This is a genomic window from Rhodococcus globerulus NBRC 14531 (genome assembly GCF_001894805.1).
GTDB lineage: Bacteria > Actinomycetota > Actinomycetes > Mycobacteriales > Mycobacteriaceae > Rhodococcus_F > Rhodococcus_F globerula.
In genome coordinates, this window is sequence record NZ_BCWX01000008.1 from 124,576 (window position 1) to 144,245 (window position 19,670).

Genomic DNA, 19,670 nt, shown 5'->3' on the forward strand with positions numbered 1-19,670 from the left:
ATTTCGATGCGTCCGACTATCTCCGACGTTCGCGCCTTCTCGCTTGAGCCACTGCGGACCGCGAGTTCCCAACTGATCGAGGCAGATCGGCGGGCCGAAGACATACTCGACGCGGCCCGACGCACGGTAGAGCGCGAATTCGACGTCTGGAAAGGCGAAGCGGCAACAGCGGCCGCCGCCGAACTCTCGGCCACACTCCGCGTGTCCGGTCGAATCTCCATTGCTGTGCGAAATGTGGCGGACTGTTATGCCGGAGCGGCAAATACGCTCGGTCATGCGTACCGCGCAGTCAACATGATCATCGACGACGCGACTCTCACGCACGGTCTGACCGTCACCGACAACGGCGAGGTCTTTCCACCGGCGCCTGCAACACCGGGGAGTCTGGCAGATATTCTGCAAGGAGACCAATATGCCGAGGCTGCAGCAACTTTTGGCATCAGGCTCTCCGAGGCCCTCGACGCCGTGAAGCAGGCCGACCACACTGCCGCCGAGGCTTTGGCAACGGCATTGGGCCAACTCGCAGAGCTTCTGGGTCCTCCGGTCGCGGTTGTCAGTGACCCCATAGGCCTTCCCGGCAACCCCGCCGCACTGAGCAACTACTGGAACAGCATCTCCCCCGGCGAAAAAGACGCACTGGCACTGCGCGATCCGGCAATCGGAAGTCGAGACGGACTGCCTGCGCTTGACCGCGACTACTACAACCGGCGCTACTTGGAATCGATGCGCGAAACATCGCCAAGCACCTACGCCGCCGTCGCCGCAGAGCTACGGCCGGACATGTTCCTCCTGGCGGTGAGCCCCGACGGACACACCGCCATCGCACTCGGAAATCCCGATACCGCAGACAATGTCGCAACCCTGGTTCCCGGAACGGGGACCACCGTCGGCGGAATCGGCGGAGACCTTCAGAGAACCAGGGCGATGTACGACGCGGCCCGCGTGGCATCGCCCGGATCCGTCAACTCGGTCATTCTCTGGTCCGGATACGATTCGCCGCCAACCATTCCCGATGCGGGGCTCGACCGCTACGCCGATACTGCCGCGCCCGCGCTGGACGCATTCCAGGACGGCTTACGCGCATCCCACGACGGTCCTGCCTCGCACAACGTGGTCATCGGGCATTCCTACGGCAGCACCGTCATCGGCGCCGCCACCACCGACGGAGGCTCACTGAACGTCGACGATCTGGTCTTCGTCGCGAGCCCAGGTGTCGACGCGGAGCGCGTCGACGAATTACGACTCGATACGACGGCGGGAGCCGATATGGGTGAACACGTCTACGCAACAACAGCATTCTGGGACCCCGTGCAGCTGATACCGAGAGCGCTCGGGATTCACGGTTTCGATCCGGCCGACCCCACGTTCGGCGCCCAGGTATTCACGAGCGCACCAGGCTCACCGGGGTTGGCAGTGCACAGCGACTACTGGAATGCAGAAAATCCGGCCCTGAAAACTCTGGGCCGGATCATCAGCGGGAAGTGAGCAGGAACTATCCGAGTTCACGCTTGAGGTTGTCCAGCACAGTAGCCTGAATGCGCTGCAAGCCCTTGGGCGCAAACGTCCGCTCGAAGAATCCGCCGATACCCGTAGCGCCCTGCCACTGAGTCAGCGTTGTCACCGTAGTGCCCGTACCGTTGGGGGCCACGGTCCACGTGGTCACCATGCTGGAATTGGCATCCTTCTCCGTGATGACGTTGCCCTCGACCGTGACCGTCGCCTTGACGTTGCGCGAACGCTTTTCCGTCGCCTTGAGGGTCCACTCCGCAACTGTTCCGTTGCCCTGGCCACCACTGAGCACCTTGTAGTCGAGGTACTGCTCCGACAGAATGCGCGGGCGCACCGTCTCGTAATCGGAGAGTGCCGCGAGCACCTGCTCCGGTGTATGTGGAACGACCGTCGAACTCATTGCGTTGACCTGACCCATTACCCGTACTACTCCTCAGTTGACTACCTGCATGCTGCACAGACCCTTGTTTCCATACTGCCTGTTCCGGCCCGGTATCTCGACTATCGACCAGATCATGTGAGCTGGTTCACTATCGGTGCCGCGAATCCGCGACCGTTTGCAACAACTCGATCAAATTCCCGCAAATCGACCCCTACCGATGGCCCCCAGCAACCGCTAGGGATAGCGTCGAGGTTGTGACTCTCTCGTTCAATGGGGTAGTTCCGAAGTTTTCCAGGATCCGGGCGGGTAAGCGTCCGGGTTCCGACGGCGCGCGCGAAACCGGTTTTGCGCGGCACCGGGAAGGCGTTGCGCGACTTCTCGCGTCGTATCACGCGATACCCCCCGATGGTTCGGTCCGACTGGCCAAGAAGACCTCCAACCTGTTCCGGGCCCGTGCCAAGTCGTCGACTCCCGGCCTCGACGTCAGCGGGCTCACCGGTGTGATCGCCGTCGACCCGGTGGCGCGGACGGCAGACGTCGCCGGCATGTGCACGTACGAGGACCTTGTCGACGCAACGCTTGCGTACGGGCTGGCGCCACTCGTCGTGCCCCAACTCAAGACCATCACGCTCGGTGGCGCCGTCACCGGGTTGGGAATCGAATCCACGTCCTTCCGAAACGGATTGCCGCACGAATCCGTTCTGGAGATCGACATCCTCACCGGAAACGGCGAGATCATCACCGCCACACCTGACGGTGAACACGCCGAACTGTTCTTCGGTTTCCCCAATTCCTACGGCACCCTCGGCTATTCCACGCGGCTCAAGATCAGCCTCGAACCGGTGAAAAAGTATGTAGCCCTGCGCCATCTGCGTTTCGATTCACTGAAGACGCTCGAGACCACGATGGACCGCATCGTCACCGACCGGGAGTACGACGGCGTCGCGGTCGATTACCTCGACGGTGTCGTCTTTACCGATGCCGAGAGCTACCTCACGCTCGGTGTTCAGACCGACGACGATGGGCCGGTCAGCGACTACACGGGACAGAACATCTTCTACCGTTCGATCCAGCATCCGTCGCTGGTACATCCAAAACCCGACCGCCTCACCATCCGGGACTACCTGTGGCGCTGGGACACCGACTGGTTCTGGTGCTCGCGGGCCTTCGGAGCCCAGAACCCCAAGATCCGGCGCTTGTGGCCCAAGCAGTACCTCCGCAGCAGCTTCTACTGGAAACTGATCGCCCTCGACCACAAGTACGACATCGGCGATCGCCTCGAAAAGCGCAAGGGAAAGCCCCCACGTGAACGCGTCGTCCAGGACGTCGAGGTGCCCATCGAACGAACCGCGGATTTTGTCTCCTGGTTCCTCGAGGAGATCCCGATCGAACCGCTGTGGTTGTGCCCGTTGCGTCTTCGCGAGCCCAGTCCCGCCGGAGCCTCCGCAGCGCGGCCTTGGCCGTTGTACCCCCTCGAACCCAAGCGCACCTACGTCAACATCGGATTCTGGTCTTCGGTACCGATCGTTCCCGGTGAGCGCGAGGGAGCAGCAAACAGATTGATCGAGGACAAGGTCGGCGACTTCGACGGACACAAGTCCCTCTACTCGGACTCCTATTACTCGAAGGAAGACTTCGAGGCGCAGTACTACGGCGGCGACCGCTACCTGCACCTCAAGGATCGCTACGACCCCAATTCGCGTTTATTGGACCTATTTTCTAAGGCGGTGCAACGGAAATGACCACGTTCAAGGATTCCAAGAACCAAGAAAAGCTCTCCATCGCAGAGATTCTCGAGACGCTTTCCGACGGCATGCTGCCGCTTCGATTCACCGCCTACGACGGTAGTGTCGCCGGACCCGAGGATGCCGACTACGGCCTCCACCTCAAGTCGACCCGCGGAACCACCTATCTTGCAACAGCTCCCGGCGATCTCGGCATGGCACGCGCCTACGTCTCCGGCGACCTCGAAGCCGAGGGTGTTCATCCCGGCGACCCGTACGAGATCCTCCGCGTCATGGGCGACGAACTACACCTCAAGCGCCCCTCCGCACTGACGCTTGCCAGCATCACCCGCTCCCTCGGCTGGGATTTGTTGCGTCCCATCGCGCCGCCGCCGCAGGAACACCTTCCCCGCTGGCGCCGCGTCGCAGAAGGACTGCGGCACTCCAAATCTCGTGACGCCGAAGTCATCCATCACCACTACGACGTCTCCAACACTTTCTACGAGTACGTCCTCGGCCCCTCGATGACCTACACCTGCGCGACCTACGAGAACGCCGAACAGACTCTCGAGCAGGCACAGGAGAACAAGTACCGCTTGGTGTTCGAGAAGCTCGGACTCCAAGCAGGCGACCGCCTCCTCGACATCGGCTGTGGTTGGGGTTCGATGGTCCGCTACGCCGCCCGCCGCGGCGTCAAGGTGATCGGTGTGACCCTCTCCCGCGAACAAGCCGACTGGGCACAGAAAGCCATCGAGGACGAGGGGCTCGCCGACCTCGCCCAGGTTCGTTTCTCCGACTATCGCGACGTTGCCGAATCCGGTTTCGATGCAATCTCTTCCATCGGACTGACCGAACACATCGGCGTCGGGAACTACCCGGCGTACTTCGAATTCCTCAAGGGCAAACTTCGCGAAGGTGGGCGTCTGCTCAACCACTGCATCACCCGACCGGACAATCGCAGCAGTGCCAAGGCCGGCGGGTTCATCGACCGGTACGTCTTCCCAGACGGGGAGCTCACCGGTTCCGGCCGCATCATCTCCGAGATCCAGAACGTGGGACTCGAAGTGCGGCACGAGGAGAACATCCGCGAGCACTACGCCCTGACCCTTGCGGCGTGGTGCCAGAATCTGGTCGACAACTGGGATGTCTGCGTCGCGGAGGTCGGTGAAGGTACCGCTCGCGTGTGGGGCCTCTACATGGCCGGCTCACGCCTGGGCTTCGAGCGCAATGTCGTTCAGCTGCACCAGGTTCTGGCCGTCAAACTCGGCGCCAAGGGCGAGGCACATGTGCCGTTGCGCCCGTGGTGGAAGGGGTAGGGGCCTTCGGCTCCCGTGTGCTTTTCTCTCCCCAGAACTGAGCGAACGTACCTTTCAGCGCGTTAGATGCGCCGAAAGGTACGTTCGCTCTTTTCAGGTGGGTCTGAATCAGCCCTTCAGCGACGCCGGCGGCGTGAACCGCTCACCGTACTTGGCTGCCAATTCCTCGGCGCGAGCGACAAATCCAGCCTTGCCGCCCTCGTAACCGGTGACGAACTGGCTGACGCCACCCGTCCAGGCCGGGTAGCCGATACCCATGATGGAGCCGATGTTGGCGTCGGCCGTCGTCATGAGGACACCTTCGTCGAAGCACTTGACGGTCTCGATGGCTTCGATGAACAGCATGCGGTCGATGAGATCCTGGAGCGGCGCTTCCGTCGATCCCGACTTGAAGGCATCACGCAGACCCGGCCACAGACCAGTGCGCTTGCCGTCTGCGTACTCGTAGAATCCGCCGCCGCCGAGACGACCGGTGCGACCACCGTCGACGAGGGTGTTGATGACGTCGCCGGCCGGATCTGCGGGCAATTCCTTGCCTTCGGCCTTGGCGGCATCCGCGCTTTCCTTGCGGATCTTCTGCATCAGGGTGAGGTTGAGCTCATCCGAAAGCTGCAGCGGCGCAGCCGGGTACCCTGCCTGCATACCGGCCTGCTCGATGGTGGCCGGCTCGATACCCTCGGCCAGCATGCCGATGGCTTCGTTGATGAAGGTGCCGATGACGCGCGAGGTGAAGAAGCCGCGCGAGTCGTTGACCACGATCGGCGTCTTTCGGATGGCCTGGACGTAGTCGAATACGCGAGCCAATGCCTCGTCGGACGTCTTCTCACCGCGGATGATCTCCACCAGCGGCATCTTGTCGACAGGCGAGAAGAAGTGGATGCCGATGAAATCTTCCTGGCGCTTCACACCGGTCGCCAGACCCGTGATGGGAAGCGTCGAGGTGTTGGAACCCAGTAGCGCGTTGGGCGCAACGATGTCCTCGATCTCCTGGAACACCTTGTGCTTGAGTTCCTGGCTCTCGAAAACTGCCTCGATGACGAAGTCGACGCCCGCGAAATCGGCGGGGTCAGCCGTCGGGGTGATCTTGGCAAGAAGTGCGTCGGACTTCTCCTGCGTGGTCTTGCCACGCGAAAGTGCCTTGGCTTCAATACCTTCGGAGTAAGCCTTGCCCTTGTTGGCAGCCTCGATGGTGACGTCCTTGAGGACCACCTCGAAGCCCGCCTTCGCGGACACGTAGGCAATGCCTGCACCCATCATGCCTGCACCGAGAACGCCGACCTTGGTGATCGGGGTCTTCCCGATACCGGCGGGACGTGAGCCGCCGCCGTTGATGGCCTGCAGGTCGAAGAAGAACGCCTGGATCATGTTCTTCGCAACACGACCCGTCACAAGGGACGTGAAGTAACGAGCCTCGATGAGCATTGCGTTGTCGATGTCGACCTGCGAGCCCTCGACCGCTGCGGCCATGATGGCACGCGGAGCGGGCATGGGAGCACCCTTGAGCTGCTTACGCAGGTTCGCCGGGAACGCCGGAAGGTTGGCGGCAAAGGCCGGGGTGGACGGAGTTCCACCGGGGATCTTGTAGCCCTTCTTGTCCCAAGGCTGAACGCCGCCTTCGGGATTGGCCTTGATCCATGCCTTCGCGGCCGGAACCAGTTCCTCGACGGAACCGACAACCTCGTCGACGATGCCAACTTCCTTGGCCTCTACCGGTCCGCGCTGCTGACCCTGCAGGAGCAGGTTCAGGAGGGCGTTCTGCAGGCCGAGCAGACGGACGGTGCGCACGATGCCGCCGCCGCCGGGGAGCAGTCCGAGAGTGACCTCGGGCAGACCGATCTTGACGCCCTTGACGTCAGCGGCAATGCGGTAGTGCGTCGCGAGGGCAATTTCGAGGCCGCCGCCGAGCGCTGCACCGTTGATCGCGGAAACCACGGGCTTGCCGAGGGTCTCGAGGCGACGCAACGCGGCCTTGATGGTTCCGACCTCGGCGAAGATGTCGGGAGCCTGCTCTGGCCCGACCTTGATCATGTTCTTGAGGTCACCGCCCGCGAAGAACGTCTTCTTGGCCGAAGTGAGGACAACTCCGGTGATGGAGTCCTTCTCCTCGTACAAGCGGTCGACAGTGGCCTGCATCGACGCCTTGTACAGGTCGTTCATGGTGTTGGCGCCCTGGTTGGGGTCGTCCATGGTGAGCAGGACGATGCCGTCGGAGTCCTGCTCCCAGTTGATCATGTTGTTCTCGGTCACGCTGATTCGTCTCCTGTAGTCCGGTCGCGTCAGACGCGCTCGATGATGGTGGCAACGCCCATACCGCCGCCGATGCACAGCGTGACGAGAGCACGCTTGCCACCGCGACGCTCGAGTTCGTCGACCATCGTGCCGAGAATCATTGCGCCAGTGGCGCCGAGCGGGTGTCCCATGGCGATTGCGCCACCGTTGACGTTGAGCTTCTCGTCCGGAATGTTGAGGTCCTTCTGGAACTTCAGGACGACGGAGGCAAAAGCCTCGTTGATCTCGAACAGGTCGATGTCGTCAACCGTCAGGCCGGCCGCAGCCAGAACCTTCTTGGTTGCCGGCGTCGGGCCGGTGAGCATGATCGTGGAATCGGCACCGCTGGTCGCCGTCGCGACGACGCGGGCACGCGGGGTCAAATTCATTGCCTGACCGGCACTCTCGGAGCCCACGAGCACCAGTGCGGCGCCGTCGACGATTCCCGAGCTGTTACCACCGTGGTGAACGTGGTTGATCTTCTCGACCCAGTGGTACTTCTGGAGCGCTACCGCGTCGAAGCCGCCGACCTCACCGACGACACTGAACGCGGGTGCAAGTCCGGCAAGGTTTGCCGCCGTGGTGCCCGGACGCATGTGCTCGTCGTTGTCGAGAACGGTGATGCCGTTGATGTCCTTGACCGGGACAACGGACTTGGCAAAGTATCCGCCGGTCCAAGCCTTCGCGGCCAGATCCTGCGAGCGGACGGCGTACGCGTCGACATCGTCACGCGAGAAACCCTCGATGGTGGCGATGAGGTCTGCGCCGACGCCCTGCGGAACGAAGTAGTTGTCGTAGTTGGTGGCCGGGTCCAGTGCCCACGGTCCGCCGTCCGAGCCCATCGGGACCCTCGACATGGACTCGACGCCACCGGCGATCACGAGCTCGTCCCAACCGGAGCGAACCTTCTGGGCTGCCATGTTCACGGCTTCCAAACCGGACGCACAGAAGCGGTTGATCTGCACGCCACCGACGGTGTCAGGAAGCTTCGCGTCGTTGACAGCGATGCGCGCCATGTCGGCACCCTGATCGCCCACCGGCCCGACGATCCCGAGGATGAGATCGGAGATCCGGTCTTCGTCGAGATCGGGGAAGCGCACGCGCAGTTCCTGGATCAGACCCGTGACCAGCGAAATCGGCTTGACCGAGTGCAAAGACCCTGTCTTCTTGCCGCGGCCTCGCGGGGTACGGATGGCTTCATAAATGAATGCCTCTGTGGTCACTGTGAGGTGTTCCTTCCGTCTAATTCGTCGAACCGGCCTGCAGTCAGACCTCCGGTCCACCCACTGTAGAACGTGTTCCAAATTATTGGGAAGGACCAAAGCGATCGTGCTTGATGACCGAGAGGATCAGACGGGCCGCACCTACTCGAGCTTGCGTGCTCCCAGGACGTCCTTGAGCAGTTCCTTTGCCACTTCCTCCGGGTCGCGACGGGTTGTCGGATCGGCAGGTTGCGCAGCCTCCGCGAACATCTGCTTTTCTTCTTCCGGCGTTGCCGCGGCAGGTGTCGCTTCGTAGTCGACCTCGGGGGCCGGTCCAGGGTCGTCCGGGTAATCCGGAGCCTCGGGCGGCGGAATGTCGTCGGAACCGCGATCTGCGCCCTGCGGCCGCGATGTCGACGCAGGAGCCTTGGCCGCCCGCTCCTGACTTGGCCGCGAGAACCGTGGCGCTGCCGCCGGGCGCGCCGGAGCCTCGGCCGCCTTGGCTGCCGGACCCGAACCGGCCGGGACAACCGGTGCACCCTCCTGGTATTCCACTTGCCAAGTGCCACCGAACATTTCGGAAAGCACTTCACAGATGACCGCCGCATTGTGCGGCGAGGTGACACGCGCACCGAGCACCGGAGTGACATGCGCAATCACCAACACATGGCCACGCACATCGTGAACCGTCGCGGCCGACAGCATGGCCGGCAGGACCTTGTTTCGCTCACCCACCTTGTTGCGCAACGTATTCCACGACTCGCGGAGTGTTTCGACGGTCGGGCCTGCCGAAGCTGGGGCAGCGACCGGAACCTCTTCCGCAACCGGAGTGGGCTCGGGTTCCGGTTCGGCAACCGGCGCGGGCTCGACAACGGGCTCAGGCGCAGGTTCGGGTGCAGCCTCAACTACCGGAGCAGGTTCGGGCTCAACAATCGACTCAGGCGCAGGTACAACCTCGACAACCGGCGCAGGCGCGGGTTCCGGCGCGGCCTCGACTACAGGCGCGGGCGGCACAACCTCCGGCTCTGCTTTGCGCTGCGACGGACGCTGGAACTTGGACTCCACTGGGGGCTCTGGGGACGGCGTCGGCGCAGCATGCACTGGCGGCGGAGCCGTACTCGAAGCAGCAACAGCGGACCCTACCGGCGCGAAACCTGCTGCCGGGATACCTCTTTCGACCTTTTCCAACCGCTGAAGCAGAGCCGATTCGGAATCCGACGCCGATGGCAGCAGCATCCTCGCGCACATCACTTCGAGCAACAGACGAGGGGCGGTGGCGCCGCGCATCTCACCCAGCCCGGCGTGGACGGTCTCGGCAAAACGCGTCAGGGTGGCCGGTCCGACGTTCTGAATCTGTTCACGCATGGTGACCAGTTCAGCTTCGGGTGCGTCGACCAATCCTGTTTCGGCAGCGTCGGGAACTGCTTGCATCAGGATGAGATCGCGGAGGCGTTCCAGAAGGTCGAGTGCAAATCTACGGGGATCGTGGCCGGCGTCCATGACACGTTCGACGGTTCCGAACAGCGCGGCACCGTTACCGGCGGACAGTGCGTCCACGGCCTCGTCGATGAGGGCCACGTCGGTAACGCCGAGAAGTGAGAGAGCCCGCGGGTAGGTGACGCCTTCGTCGCCGGCTCCGGCCAGGAGCTGATCGAGAACGCTGAGGGAGTCACGCGGCGATCCGCCACCGGCCTTGATGACCAATGGGTACACCGCCGGCTCGACAGCGACGTTCTCTTGCGCACACACGTTCTCGAGGAGCCCGCGCATCGTGGACGGCGCGAGAAGCCGGAACGGATAGTGGTGCGTACGCGACCGAATGGTCGGAAGGACCTTTTCAGGTTCCGTGGTCGCGAAGACGAAGATGAGATGCTCGGGCGGCTCTTCCACGATCTTGAGGAGTGCATTGAAACCCGCCGCCGTGACCATGTGGGCCTCGTCGATGATGAAGATGCGGTAGTTCGACTCGGCCGGCGCGTAGAAGGCTTTGTCGCGAAGCTCACGGGTGTCGTCGACACCACCGTGACTCGCGGCGTCGAGTTCGGTGACATCGACGTTGCCGGAACCGCCAGGACCGAGCGCGATACAGGAGTTGCACACTCCACACGGCGTCGACGTCGGGCCTTCCTTGCAGTTCAGTGAGCGCGCCAGAATACGAGCTGACGACGTCTTTCCGCAGCCACGAGGGCCGGAGAACAGATAGGCATGGTTGATACGCCCTGCGTCGAGGGCGGTGCTCAGTGGTGCGGTGACATGTTCCTGCCCCACCACCTCGGCGAAGGACGCCGGTCGATACTTCCGGTACAGGGCCACGCGCAAAGACTACCGGCGAGGTACGACAGCTCGCCCGGTGCGGGTGCAACGCCCAGACGGATACGAAACATGTTCGCAACATGGTCGCAGCGCAGTGGAAACCACACGCACCCATCGTGGATGCCGAGCATGCGGACAGGTCCGCATGTGGGAGGAGAAAACTGTGCCCGCCACCATCGACGCCGGAGCAACCGCCTGGTTGCTCATCAGCACCGCACTCGTTCTACTGATGACTCCAGGCCTTGCCTTGTTCTACGGCGGCATGGTCCGCTCGACCGGCGTACTGAACATGATCATGATGAGCTTCGTCTCCATCGCGCTTGTCACCGTGGCCTGGCTGTTCGTGGGTTACAGCCTCGTATTCGGTGACGATCACGGCGGCATCATCGGCGGACTCGAACACCTCGGGATGGCAGGTATCGACCCGTCGACCGTGCACGGGAACGTTCCGGAAGTGCTGTTCGCGACCTTCCAACTGACGTTCGCCATCCTGACCGCAGCACTGATCAGTGGCGCCATCGCAGACCGGGCAAAGTTTTCCGCCTGGATGATCTTCGTCCCGATCTGGTCCCTCCTCGTCTACGCACCGGTCGCTCACTGGGTGTGGAATCCGGACGGTTGGCTGGCTCGAATGGGAGCCCTCGACTACGCGGGCGGCTTGGTCGTCGAGATCGTCTCCGGCGCGTCGGGCCTCGCGCTGGCTCTGGTCCTCGGTCAGCGCATGGGATTCAAAGCCGAGTCGATGCGTCCGCACAACCTTCCCTTCGTCCTGCTCGGCGTCGGTCTGCTGTGGTTCGGGTGGTTCGGTTTCAACGCCGGTTCCGCTCTTGCCGCCGACGGTATGGCCGCGCAGATCTTCCTCAACACCCTCGTCGCCGGTTGCACCGGTCTGTTGGGCTGGCTGTTCGTCGAGCAGAACCGCGACGGCCATCCCACGACCTTCGGCGCCGCGTCCGGCGTCGTTGCCGGCCTTGTGGCAATCACGCCGTCCTGCGGAACCGTCAATATGTTCGGGGCCGTGATCATCGGACTGATCGCCGGCATCGTCTGCTCCTATGCCGTTGGCTGGAAGCACAAACTCGGCTACGACGACTCCCTCGACGTGGTCGGCGTGCACCTCGTCGGCGGCATCATCGGATCCCTGTTGATCGGACTCCTCGCGACGGCCGTCATGACCGGCGGCCCTGAAGGACTCTTCTACGGTGGCGGTCTTGCACAGCTCGGCAAGCAGTTTGTCGGTGTTGTCGTCGTCGCGCTCTATGCCTTCGGTGTCACCTACGGCCTCGGCAAGCTGATCGATCGAACCTTCGGCTTCCGCATCTCGCGCGAAGACGAGGCCCGCGGAATCGACGTCGCACTGCACGCCGAGTCCGCCTACGAGCACGGCGTCCTCGGACACGGTCCGATCGGCGGCCAGAACCCCAGTCCGTTCCTTCAGCGTCAGCGAGAGGAACGTGGGGAACGAGAACGCGACCGGGACTGAAGGCAGGGGTCAGCGGGGATCACCGCCTGCACAAGGCTCGTAGACCGAACTCGCGAAATCCGGGACGGTAGGTGCCGGCGAACCAGCGAGGGGCGCCTGCTCTTTCCATGATTCCTTGGTGATGGTCATCGGCAGGTAGGCGTCCTTCAACGCTTCCCAGGCCGCAGTTCCCGCCTCCGGAGCCACGCCGGTCAGCTCTGCCATCCACTTCCCCATTACGGCGGCGTTTTGCGGATCCTGCGAGAAATCGTAGGTGTCCCACATCGCCTTGCAGTAATTCATGACGTCATTCGGACGCTCTGCGATCGTGCTGCAGGACGCGGTGGGATAACCGTGATTGAGACCCGACAGCGCATTGCCGGGCTTACCGATGATGTCCGTGACACGCACGAACTCGGATTCGGAGAGCTGCGACGCCATGGTGGGACCGTAATAGAGGACGTCGACCTGTTTGGCCTTGAACGCCGCGATTGCGGTGGCCGGCGCTCCGACTCCGACAAAAGTTATGTCCTTGGCCGGATCCATACCCGCCTCTTGTGCCATCTGGCTGATCCACAATTCCATTCCCGCGCCACGGGCTGTCACGCCGATCGTTTTGCCTTTGATGCTTGCCATCGTGGTGTCGGGATCGGTGGGGTCACCTGCAATCTCGGTTCCCGGTTGCGCGATCACATCCATCGTGTTGCCCACCAGGGAGCCAAGAGCTTTCACGCATGCGCCCTTCTCGATCGCCGGCCACAGCATCGCCGGCACCATCGAACCGACCGTGAGGTCGTTGGAGATGACAGCGGCGGCAACAGCATTGGTCAAGGCAGGTGGATTCAATTCGACGTTGACTCCATGCTTGTCGAAGAACCCCTCGTTCTCGGCGACGACGGTAAGCAGGTCGGTGGGCACCCCTTGGGTGACTCCGATCCTCATGACGGAACCCTCTGCCGAAGCGGCATCACTCCCGCATGCTCCCAAAGTGAATGCGGCAACTGTCGTAGCGGCGATGAACATCGTCTTCGATGTCCGGAAACTTTGCGTGTTCAACTGATGTCCTCGAATACTCAAGTGGGTGACGGAATGTGGAGCCTGGACTAGATGACGACGCCGCCGTTGGCGCTGATCACCTGGCCGACGAGATAGTGGTTTTCACCGGCTAGGTAGAGCGCCAGGGACGCATATTCCTCAGGCTTTCCGAGCCGTCCGACCGGGATCATTTGATAGAGATTCCGCTTTTCCTCGTCGGTGGCATGTTCGAGGTAGGCCTCGAACGGCGGAGTGAGCACACCTCCGCACGCGATTGCGTTCACAAAGATGTTGGCGCCGGCTACATCCAGGGCAACAGTCTTGGTCAGGTTCGCTACGGCGGCCTTGCTCGCGGAGTAACCAGGACTGTGCATGCTTGCGGTGGATATACCGGCGACAGAGGAAATGTTGACGATCCGGCCGTACTGCTGAGGTTCCATGTACTTCAGTGCCTCGCGGGTGCAGTAAAACAGGCCGTGCACGTTGACATCCCACCACCGGAGCCAGTCGTCATCATCGAGGCTGCTGGTAATTCCGACTGCGCGCCGAGGAACAGGTGTCGTGACGTACTCGTAGTGCTTGTTACGTCGAATCTCGTCGGCCGGCGAGGTCGGCACAATTGCCGCATTGTTCACGAGAATGTGGACGGTACCGAATCTCTCTGCTGCAGCCGTGAACATCTCGGCCACTTCACTTTTCGACGAGACATCACAACGAACCGGAAGACTCTCGCGCCCCAAGCCCTCGATCTCGGCTTATACCTCTGCGAGTTTGTCACCCTGAACATCACACAGGACAAGGTTCGCGCCTTCCTCGGCCATCGCGAGTGCGATAGCCCGGCCAAGACCTTGTCCGGCGCCCGTGACAACCGCAACCCGGTTGAGAAGTTTCATGCACAATCCCTTTCTCGAAGAAATTCGTGCCGACAAAACGGTGTGGACAACAGGGTTTTCGGGCACCGAGCATGTCGCGGGGCAATGCTCGGCCCAATCGATGTGACGACCATCACGCTACAGTCGTCCCCGGCGACCGCGTTGACAGATTGGGTCGATATCCTTGACAACATGGGACAACACGTCGAGAGTTCGGGCCGTCGATGCTGAGGCTACGTAGTGCTGTCTTGAACGGATATGTCGAAGTGGCACAGTCGGTTGGACTGAATCCTCACCCCCTGATGCGGGTTGCCGGGATCGACCCCGCCTCGTTTGCCTCGACGCAGGGATGGATCGCAGCGAAGTCCGTGAGCGAGTTGCTCGAACTCTCCGCATCACAATCGGGCCGTGACGATTTCGGCCTCAGAATGTCCCTTGATCGCGGTGTGTCGAACCTCGGTCCGGTGGGCCTGATCGCACGCGAGGAGCCCGACGTACGGAGCGCACTCGGAATCGTATTGCGCCACATGAAATTACACAACGAAGCAATCCGTCTCGATTTGACAGAATCTCGCGGCCTGGCCACGATTCGAGTGACGCCGATGGACGGGATGATCCTGGGACAGCAATCGGTGGATCTGGTTGTCGCGTCGACCCTACGAGTCCTGTGCGATTTCCTGCCCGACGAATGGCTACCGATATCCACCTGTTTCACGCATGCGGCGCCCGCCGACGACGAGATGCACATTCGCATCTTCGGCCCGTCCATCCACTTCGATCACGAGATCGACGGAATCATCATTGCAACAAGCGATTTGGATGCACCAAATCGACTGTCCAACCCCGTACTTCGTCCGTTCGCCCAAGAGTATCTCGGACTACTCGCACCGCCGGAGAACCCGTCCCTGGCCGGACAGGTCCGAGACCTGATCGCCACACTGCTACCGACAGAGCATTGCTCGGTGACGCGTATCGCGCGCAGTCTGGGGATGGACAGGCGGACATTGCATCGGCGACTAGCGCAGTCGGGTGAGACGTACTCGTCGATCCTGGATGCGGTGCGACGCGATCAGGCCACAATGTCGATCGAGCGCGGAGATCGTTCCCTCACCGAAATCTCGGTGGAACTCGGGTTTTCCGAGTTGAGCGCGTTCTCGAGGTGGTTCCGCCAACAGTTCGGATGCAGTCCGAAGGTCTGGTCGCAACAGTAACTCTGGGCCGTTCACCGGCTGCTTCGATGATGTCCGAGGTAGGCAATAGTGGACCGACTGGCGGTACAGCCGTCAGCCAACTGGAGTAATCGGTGTCGACCGAACCTTCTCGATGAACTCGCGGGTTTCCTCGGCATCACGCGGACGGTAGAGGCGCATGCCGTAATAGAACTTCTGCCCCTCCGTCGCGCGGATGACGTTCGGCTTGTTCGCTACGCGGTCGTCACCGAACCAGATGCTGATGGTGCCGTCGTCGTTGCGAACCAGTTCGCTGTCGGACAGGCCAGGTCGGTCGACGTCGAGCCAGCCCATCCCGTCGTACTTGATCACCGAGAAGTATCCGTTGCGCTCGTAGTCCAGCGGCGGAACAGCAAAGGTCCACACATCCACACCGGTGGATGTGGCCACCGCCTGGAAGTATTGGGCATCCTCGGGCGGCAGACCACCCCAGCCCAGGCGGGCGCCCAACAGGTGCTGGTAAGAATCCGTACTGACGGGGGTACCGAAGCCCTTGGAGAAGTCCGCCTCGGCGGCATGAGTTTCCAGCTCGGCGCCGACCGACTTGCGGGTGTCCTCGTCGAACTCCCGGCCTCGGTACGGATTGGACGTCGCGGCGGTGATCCGGCGTGCGTCCTGCAACTCGTGGGCGCGGGCGAGCCCGCCCCCGGTCGCGGTGCGGCCCGCCACATACACATGAGTGCCGGTGGACAGGTCGGCGTTGCGCACTGTCAAAATCTCACCGGGGTAGATGACACCGACGACGTAATGGTTCTCGTCGATGATCTCGGCCACCTGGTATTCGCTGGACGGCGCGAGCGAGAAGGTGGCTTCCTCGGTCACGTCGACGACGGCGAAGGAGTAGATCAGGTCCACGTTCGACCGGATCACGACCTGGGTTTCGACGTTCACCGGCACCCTGGAGTGAAAGTACCTGTTGACCGGGGCCTTGGTGAGCTGCTCCCGGAAGTAGTGCGCGGTTTCAGCCTCGACGAAGTTGTCTCGGGTTACGATCTCGGTCACGGGGCGTCCCTTCTCGAACCAACAGATCAACGACGACGCTAATCGCCCGTGGAACCGCTGCCTTCGCCCGCCGCGGGTGAATTCACTGGCTGCGATATCTGCCCGCCCTGCATCATCGGCCGAGTTAGATCGAGCCCGCATCCCTGGAGAACCCTTTCGCGTCAGGGCGTGACCGACGCCTTCGCTGTGGACGGTTCAGCGCACTCTGGCGATCCCTCGCCCATCCGATCGCGACGATGTGCATGATCGACCGCCACACCTCTGCCCTGTCACGTGTGTTCGCGACAGGGCCTTCTCACTGGCGGGGTCAACTAATCAATCACGGCTGCCTTACGGGCCAACCGCCGCGCGTGCTCGCTGCGCGAGAATCAGTGCGAGTTCAGCGTTGCGCGCAACTCCCCCAACATGTCACGGAACTCCTTGCTGCTTTCCAGGCCGGCCTCATCTCGAGGTCGATCCATCTCGATTTTCATATCCACCACAACCTCACCGGCGCGCATGGCAACTACCCGATCCGCGATGAGCAATGCCTCGTTCAGATCGTGTGTCACGAAAACCACGGTCTGCCGTTCCTGGCTCCACACATCAAGGAATTCGTCGCGAACCACGTCGCGGGTCTGCGCATCCAGCGCCGAGAACGGCTCATCCATGAGGATCAATGCCGGCTTCATCACCCACGTCCGGGCGAGAGCCGCACGCTGACGCATGCCCTGCGACAGTTGCCACGGGTACCGGTCCGCTGCAGCCTCGAGTCCGACTCTGCGCAGCATCTCCATCGACCGCTCACGCCGCTCGGCCTTTCCGACATGAGCAAGCTCCATACCGAGCTCCACATTCTGCCTGGCCGTACGCCACGGATACAGCGCGTCACGGGCGAACATGTATCCCATCTCCGAACGCGCCTGCGCCGGACTGGTGCCCAGCACCGAGACGGAGCCGGTGGTCGGATGAATCAATCCCCCCATCAGATTCAGCGCTGTTGTCTTTCCGCAGCCACTGTGTCCTACCAGTACCAACAGCTCACCCCGCTTACCCGTGAGCGAGAGATCTCGAACTCCGGAGAAGGTGCTCGCGCCAGCTGGCGTGTAATCCAATGTTGCAGAACGAATCTCGAACGCGGGGTCTTCGACTGCAACGGCGTTGTCGGTTCCCACAGCTTTCACTCCTGTATACGTCATCATGCGTCCTGCGGGGGTTGCCAACGAAGAATCGACTTCTCGATACGCCCGGCGGCAGCGTTGAACACTGCGGCGATCACTGCAAGAACGATCAGCGCGGCGTACACCGTCCCGAGGTCGAACGCAGCCGAGGATGCCGAGATCTGCTGCCCCAAGCCACTTGTCGAGGCGATGAGTTCTGCGCCGACTACGCCGAGGAGCGAGTAGATCAGGCCTAGCCGAAGACCGGCGAAGATGGACGGCACGGCCACCGGCAAGAGCACCTTGTAGAAGCGCTGCCACTTACTCGCTCCCATGACCACGGACAGCCGAAGCAATTCCGAGTCGGCACTCGATACACCGGCCCTGGTATTGATGGTGATGATGAAGACAACCAGCGTGAATGCCAGGACGATTTTCGAGGTCGAACCGATACCGAAGTAGATGACGAACACCGGGGCAAGAGCAATGCGCGGCATCGCATTGATCGCGTCCAGGAACGGAGAAACCACGGCCTCGACGCTCGGCGCCAGCGCGAGCCCGATGCCCGCGGCAATACCGATCACCGCGCTCAGAATCAATGCGATGAAGGCCGCAGACACCGTCGACCACAGGTCAGGCCAGAAAGTGCCTTTCTCCTGCCAAGCCAGAAAGGCCTCCCACACGAGCTTCGGGTTCGACACCACCAGCTTGTTCTCACCGGCGTAGTTGTAGCTGATCTGCCAGGCAGCCAGTATCGCGATCAGCAGCGCTATCTGCACCGCGAGTAATGATCCGCCGGAAAGTTTGGCCTTGGCGCCGGTAGCGCCGACAACAACTTTCTTACCCTTCGGCTTCTTTTCCTCTGGTGGGACAGGTTGAAGTACCGGGTCGACGCGCGTCGTCGCGACGGCAGCGGGAGGGGTCATCGCGGATCACCACCCGTGCACGGCTCGTAGACCGAGCTGGCGAAATCCGGCGCAACGGGAGCCGGCGAACCAGCCAACTCGGCTTGCGCTTCCCACGATTCCTGCGTGATGGTCATCGGCAGATACGTCGATTTCAGTGCGTCCCAGGCTGCCGGTCCCCCGGCAGGCGAGACACCGATCAGCTCGGACATCCATTTGCCCATCGCCGCAGCGTTTTTGGGATCCTGCGCAAAATCGTAGGTGTCCCACATCGCCTTGCAGTAGTTCAACAAGTCGTTCGGGCGTTGCTCGATCGTGTTGCAGGACGCCGAGGGATATCCCTGAACAAGCGAGGAAAGCGCATTCCCGGGCTTGCCGATAATGTCCGTCACGCGCACTACTTCGGATTCGGGCAACTGCTCGGCCATAGTGGGGCCGTAGTAGAGAACGTCAACCTGCTTGGCCTTGAACGCCTGGATTGCTGTGGCCGGCGCTCCGACTCCCACGAACGTGACGTCCTTGGCCGGGTCCAGACCGGCATCGTTGAGCAGCTGCGTAATCCACAGTTCCATGCCGGATCCACGGGAAGTGACACCGATGGTCTTTCCTTTGATGCTCGCCATAGTGGTGTTGGGATCGGTGGGGTCACCGGCGATCTCGGTGCCTGGCTGCGCAATCACATCCATCGTGTTTCCGAGCGTGGAGCCCAAAGCCTTTGCACAGGCGCCCTTGTCGATTGCCGGCCACAAGGTCCCGGGCACCATGGTCCCGACAGTGATGTCGTTCGAAATGACGGCGGCGGAGAGGGCGGTGGTCAAGGAGGGAGGCATCAGTTCGACGTTGACCCCACGCTTGTCGAAGAAACCCTCGTTTTCAGCAACGACGGTGAGCAGATCGCCTGGCACTCCCTGAGTGATTCCGATCTTCATGACAGAGCCGTCGGCAGAGGCAGAATCACTGCCGCAGGCACCCAAACTGAATGCGGTCGCTGTAGTGGCGGCGATGACCGCCGCCTTCCGTGCCCAAGAACGTTGTGAACTCATCTGACTTTTCTCATACCCTTTAGTGTCTTGTGAAGGTAGTCGCTACGAACCGGGATGCGAGCCAACACAATTGGTGTGCGCAAAATGCGCCGGCGGCTGTACTGAGCGTGTCCGGGGCACGGCAGTACTGGCGCGCCCCGGACAAAACATGCAGGTTGACGAAAAATCAGGCGTGGTGGGTGAAACCCAACTGACCCGGCCGACGATTCGGCGCATAACCCAACTTCGCCAACGTCTCATCGGTATCGGCATACCTCTGACCGATCCGA

14 protein-coding genes and 1 pseudogene are annotated in these 19,670 nt (G+C 62.0%); 5 read left to right on the forward strand and 10 right to left on the reverse strand.

Features of this window, described 5'->3' with window-relative positions:
* Positions 1-6 precede the first annotated feature (6 nt).
* Positions 7-1,485, forward strand: coding sequence for an alpha/beta hydrolase (locus RG2_RS28000; protein WP_033235867.1), 1,479 nt, complete (start codon positions 7-9; stop codon positions 1,483-1,485).
* 7 nt (positions 1,486-1,492) lie between these two features.
* Here the strand turns inward: RG2_RS28000 and RG2_RS28005 are convergent, their stop codons facing one another.
* Positions 1,493-1,927: an SRPBCC family protein gene (locus RG2_RS28005; protein WP_033235866.1), complete on the reverse strand. Its 435-nt coding sequence runs from the start codon at positions 1,925-1,927 to the stop codon at positions 1,493-1,495.
* A gap of 260 nt (positions 1,928-2,187) precedes the next feature.
* Here RG2_RS28005 and RG2_RS28010 point away from each other — a divergent pair, with 260 nt between their 5' ends.
* Positions 2,188-3,633 carry an FAD-binding oxidoreductase gene (locus RG2_RS28010; protein ID WP_033235962.1) on the forward strand — a complete coding sequence of 482 codons (1,446 nt, stop codon included), beginning with the start codon at positions 2,188-2,190 and terminating at the stop codon, positions 3,631-3,633.
* Complete coding sequence (locus RG2_RS28015) at positions 3,630-4,931, forward strand: class I SAM-dependent methyltransferase (protein WP_033235865.1); 1,302 nt, start codon at positions 3,630-3,632, stop codon at positions 4,929-4,931. The genes RG2_RS28010 and RG2_RS28015 overlap by 4 nt, the downstream gene beginning before the upstream one ends.
* Positions 4,932-5,039: 108 nt before the next feature.
* Here RG2_RS28015 and RG2_RS28020 read toward each other — a convergent pair whose 3' ends face one another.
* The 3 genes from RG2_RS28020 to RG2_RS28030 form a co-directional block, all read right to left on the reverse strand.
* Positions 5,040-7,163: a 3-hydroxyacyl-CoA dehydrogenase NAD-binding domain-containing protein gene (locus RG2_RS28020; RefSeq protein WP_095888102.1), complete on the reverse strand. Its 2,124-nt coding sequence runs from the start codon at positions 7,161-7,163 to the stop codon at positions 5,040-5,042.
* A gap of 44 nt (positions 7,164-7,207) precedes the next feature.
* Positions 7,208-8,422, reverse strand: a complete 1,215-nt coding sequence (locus RG2_RS28025) for an acetyl-CoA C-acetyltransferase (RefSeq protein ID WP_033235863.1) — start codon at positions 8,420-8,422, stop codon at positions 7,208-7,210.
* 141 nt (positions 8,423-8,563) lie between these two features.
* On the reverse strand, positions 8,564-10,714 hold the full coding sequence (locus RG2_RS28030; protein WP_033235862.1) for a DNA polymerase III subunit gamma and tau: 2,151 nt from the start codon (positions 10,712-10,714) through the stop codon (positions 8,564-8,566).
* A 163-nt stretch (positions 10,715-10,877) separates the two neighbouring features.
* On the opposite strand from RG2_RS28030, the gene RG2_RS28035 reads away from it, so the two are divergent.
* Positions 10,878-12,197 (forward strand): ammonium transporter, encoded by a 1,320-nt coding sequence (locus RG2_RS28035; protein WP_033235861.1) that lies wholly within the window; start codon positions 10,878-10,880, stop codon positions 12,195-12,197.
* A 9-nt stretch (positions 12,198-12,206) separates the two neighbouring features.
* On the opposite strand, the gene RG2_RS28040 is transcribed toward RG2_RS28035, so the two are convergent.
* Both RG2_RS28040 and RG2_RS28045 read right to left on the reverse strand, forming a co-directional pair.
* Positions 12,207-13,232: an ABC transporter substrate-binding protein gene (locus RG2_RS28040; protein ID WP_133637976.1), complete on the reverse strand. Its 1,026-nt coding sequence runs from the start codon at positions 13,230-13,232 to the stop codon at positions 12,207-12,209.
* Positions 13,233-13,279: 47 nt separating this feature from the next.
* Positions 13,280-14,104: pseudogene (locus RG2_RS28045) on the reverse strand (SDR family NAD(P)-dependent oxidoreductase).
* Between the two features lie 245 nt (positions 14,105-14,349).
* Here RG2_RS28045 and RG2_RS28050 point away from each other — a divergent pair.
* The gene (locus RG2_RS28050) at positions 14,350-15,294 is read left to right on the forward strand and encodes an AraC family transcriptional regulator (protein WP_207787506.1); all 945 of its coding nucleotides are present in this window, start codon (positions 14,350-14,352) and stop codon (positions 15,292-15,294) included.
* A gap of 72 nt (positions 15,295-15,366) precedes the next feature.
* Here the strand turns inward: RG2_RS28050 and RG2_RS28055 are convergent, their stop codons facing one another.
* The 4 genes from RG2_RS28055 to RG2_RS28070 all read right to left on the reverse strand — a co-directional run bounded on the left by RG2_RS28055 (position 15,367) and on the right by RG2_RS28070 (position 19,401).
* A complete protein-coding gene (locus RG2_RS28055) occupies positions 15,367-16,314 on the reverse strand; it encodes a DUF1254 domain-containing protein (protein WP_051730654.1) in 948 nt (315 codons plus the stop codon).
* A gap of 368 nt (positions 16,315-16,682) precedes the next feature.
* Entirely contained in the window at positions 16,683-17,495 is an 813-nt protein-coding gene (locus tag RG2_RS28060) for an ABC transporter ATP-binding protein (RefSeq protein ID WP_095887704.1), read from the reverse strand.
* Positions 17,492-18,379, reverse strand: coding sequence for an ABC transporter permease (locus RG2_RS28065; RefSeq protein ID WP_095887703.1), 888 nt, complete (start codon positions 18,377-18,379; stop codon positions 17,492-17,494). Before RG2_RS28065 ends, RG2_RS28060 begins: the two co-directional genes overlap by 4 nt.
* On the reverse strand, positions 18,376-19,401 hold the full coding sequence (locus RG2_RS28070; RefSeq protein WP_033235858.1) for an ABC transporter substrate-binding protein: 1,026 nt from the start codon (positions 19,399-19,401) through the stop codon (positions 18,376-18,378). Before RG2_RS28070 ends, RG2_RS28065 begins: the two co-directional genes overlap by 4 nt.
* Positions 19,402-19,670 lie beyond the last annotated feature (269 nt).

Excerpts from the sequence above, each read along its gene's own strand:
- RG2_RS28015 (WP_033235865.1), top strand. The coding sequence starts at position 3,630 with ATGACCACGTTCAAGGATTCCAAGAACCAAGAAAAGCTCTCCATCGCA.
- RG2_RS28005 (WP_033235866.1), bottom strand. The coding sequence starts at position 1,927 with ATGGGTCAGGTCAACGCAATGAGTTCGACGGTCGTTCCACATACACCG.
- RG2_RS28065 (WP_095887703.1), bottom strand. The coding sequence starts at position 18,379 with ATGACCCCTCCCGCTGCCGTCGCGACGACGCGCGTCGACCCGGTACTT.
- RG2_RS28020 (WP_095888102.1), bottom strand. The coding sequence starts at position 7,163 with ATGATCAACTGGGAGCAGGACTCCGACGGCATCGTCCTGCTCACCATG.
- RG2_RS28070 (WP_033235858.1), bottom strand. The coding sequence starts at position 19,401 with ATGAGTTCACAACGTTCTTGGGCACGGAAGGCGGCGGTCATCGCCGCC.
- RG2_RS28060 (WP_095887704.1), bottom strand. The coding sequence starts at position 17,495 with ATGATGACGTATACAGGAGTGAAAGCTGTGGGAACCGACAACGCCGTT.
- RG2_RS28000 (WP_033235867.1), top strand. The coding sequence starts at position 7 with ATGCGTCCGACTATCTCCGACGTTCGCGCCTTCTCGCTTGAGCCACTG.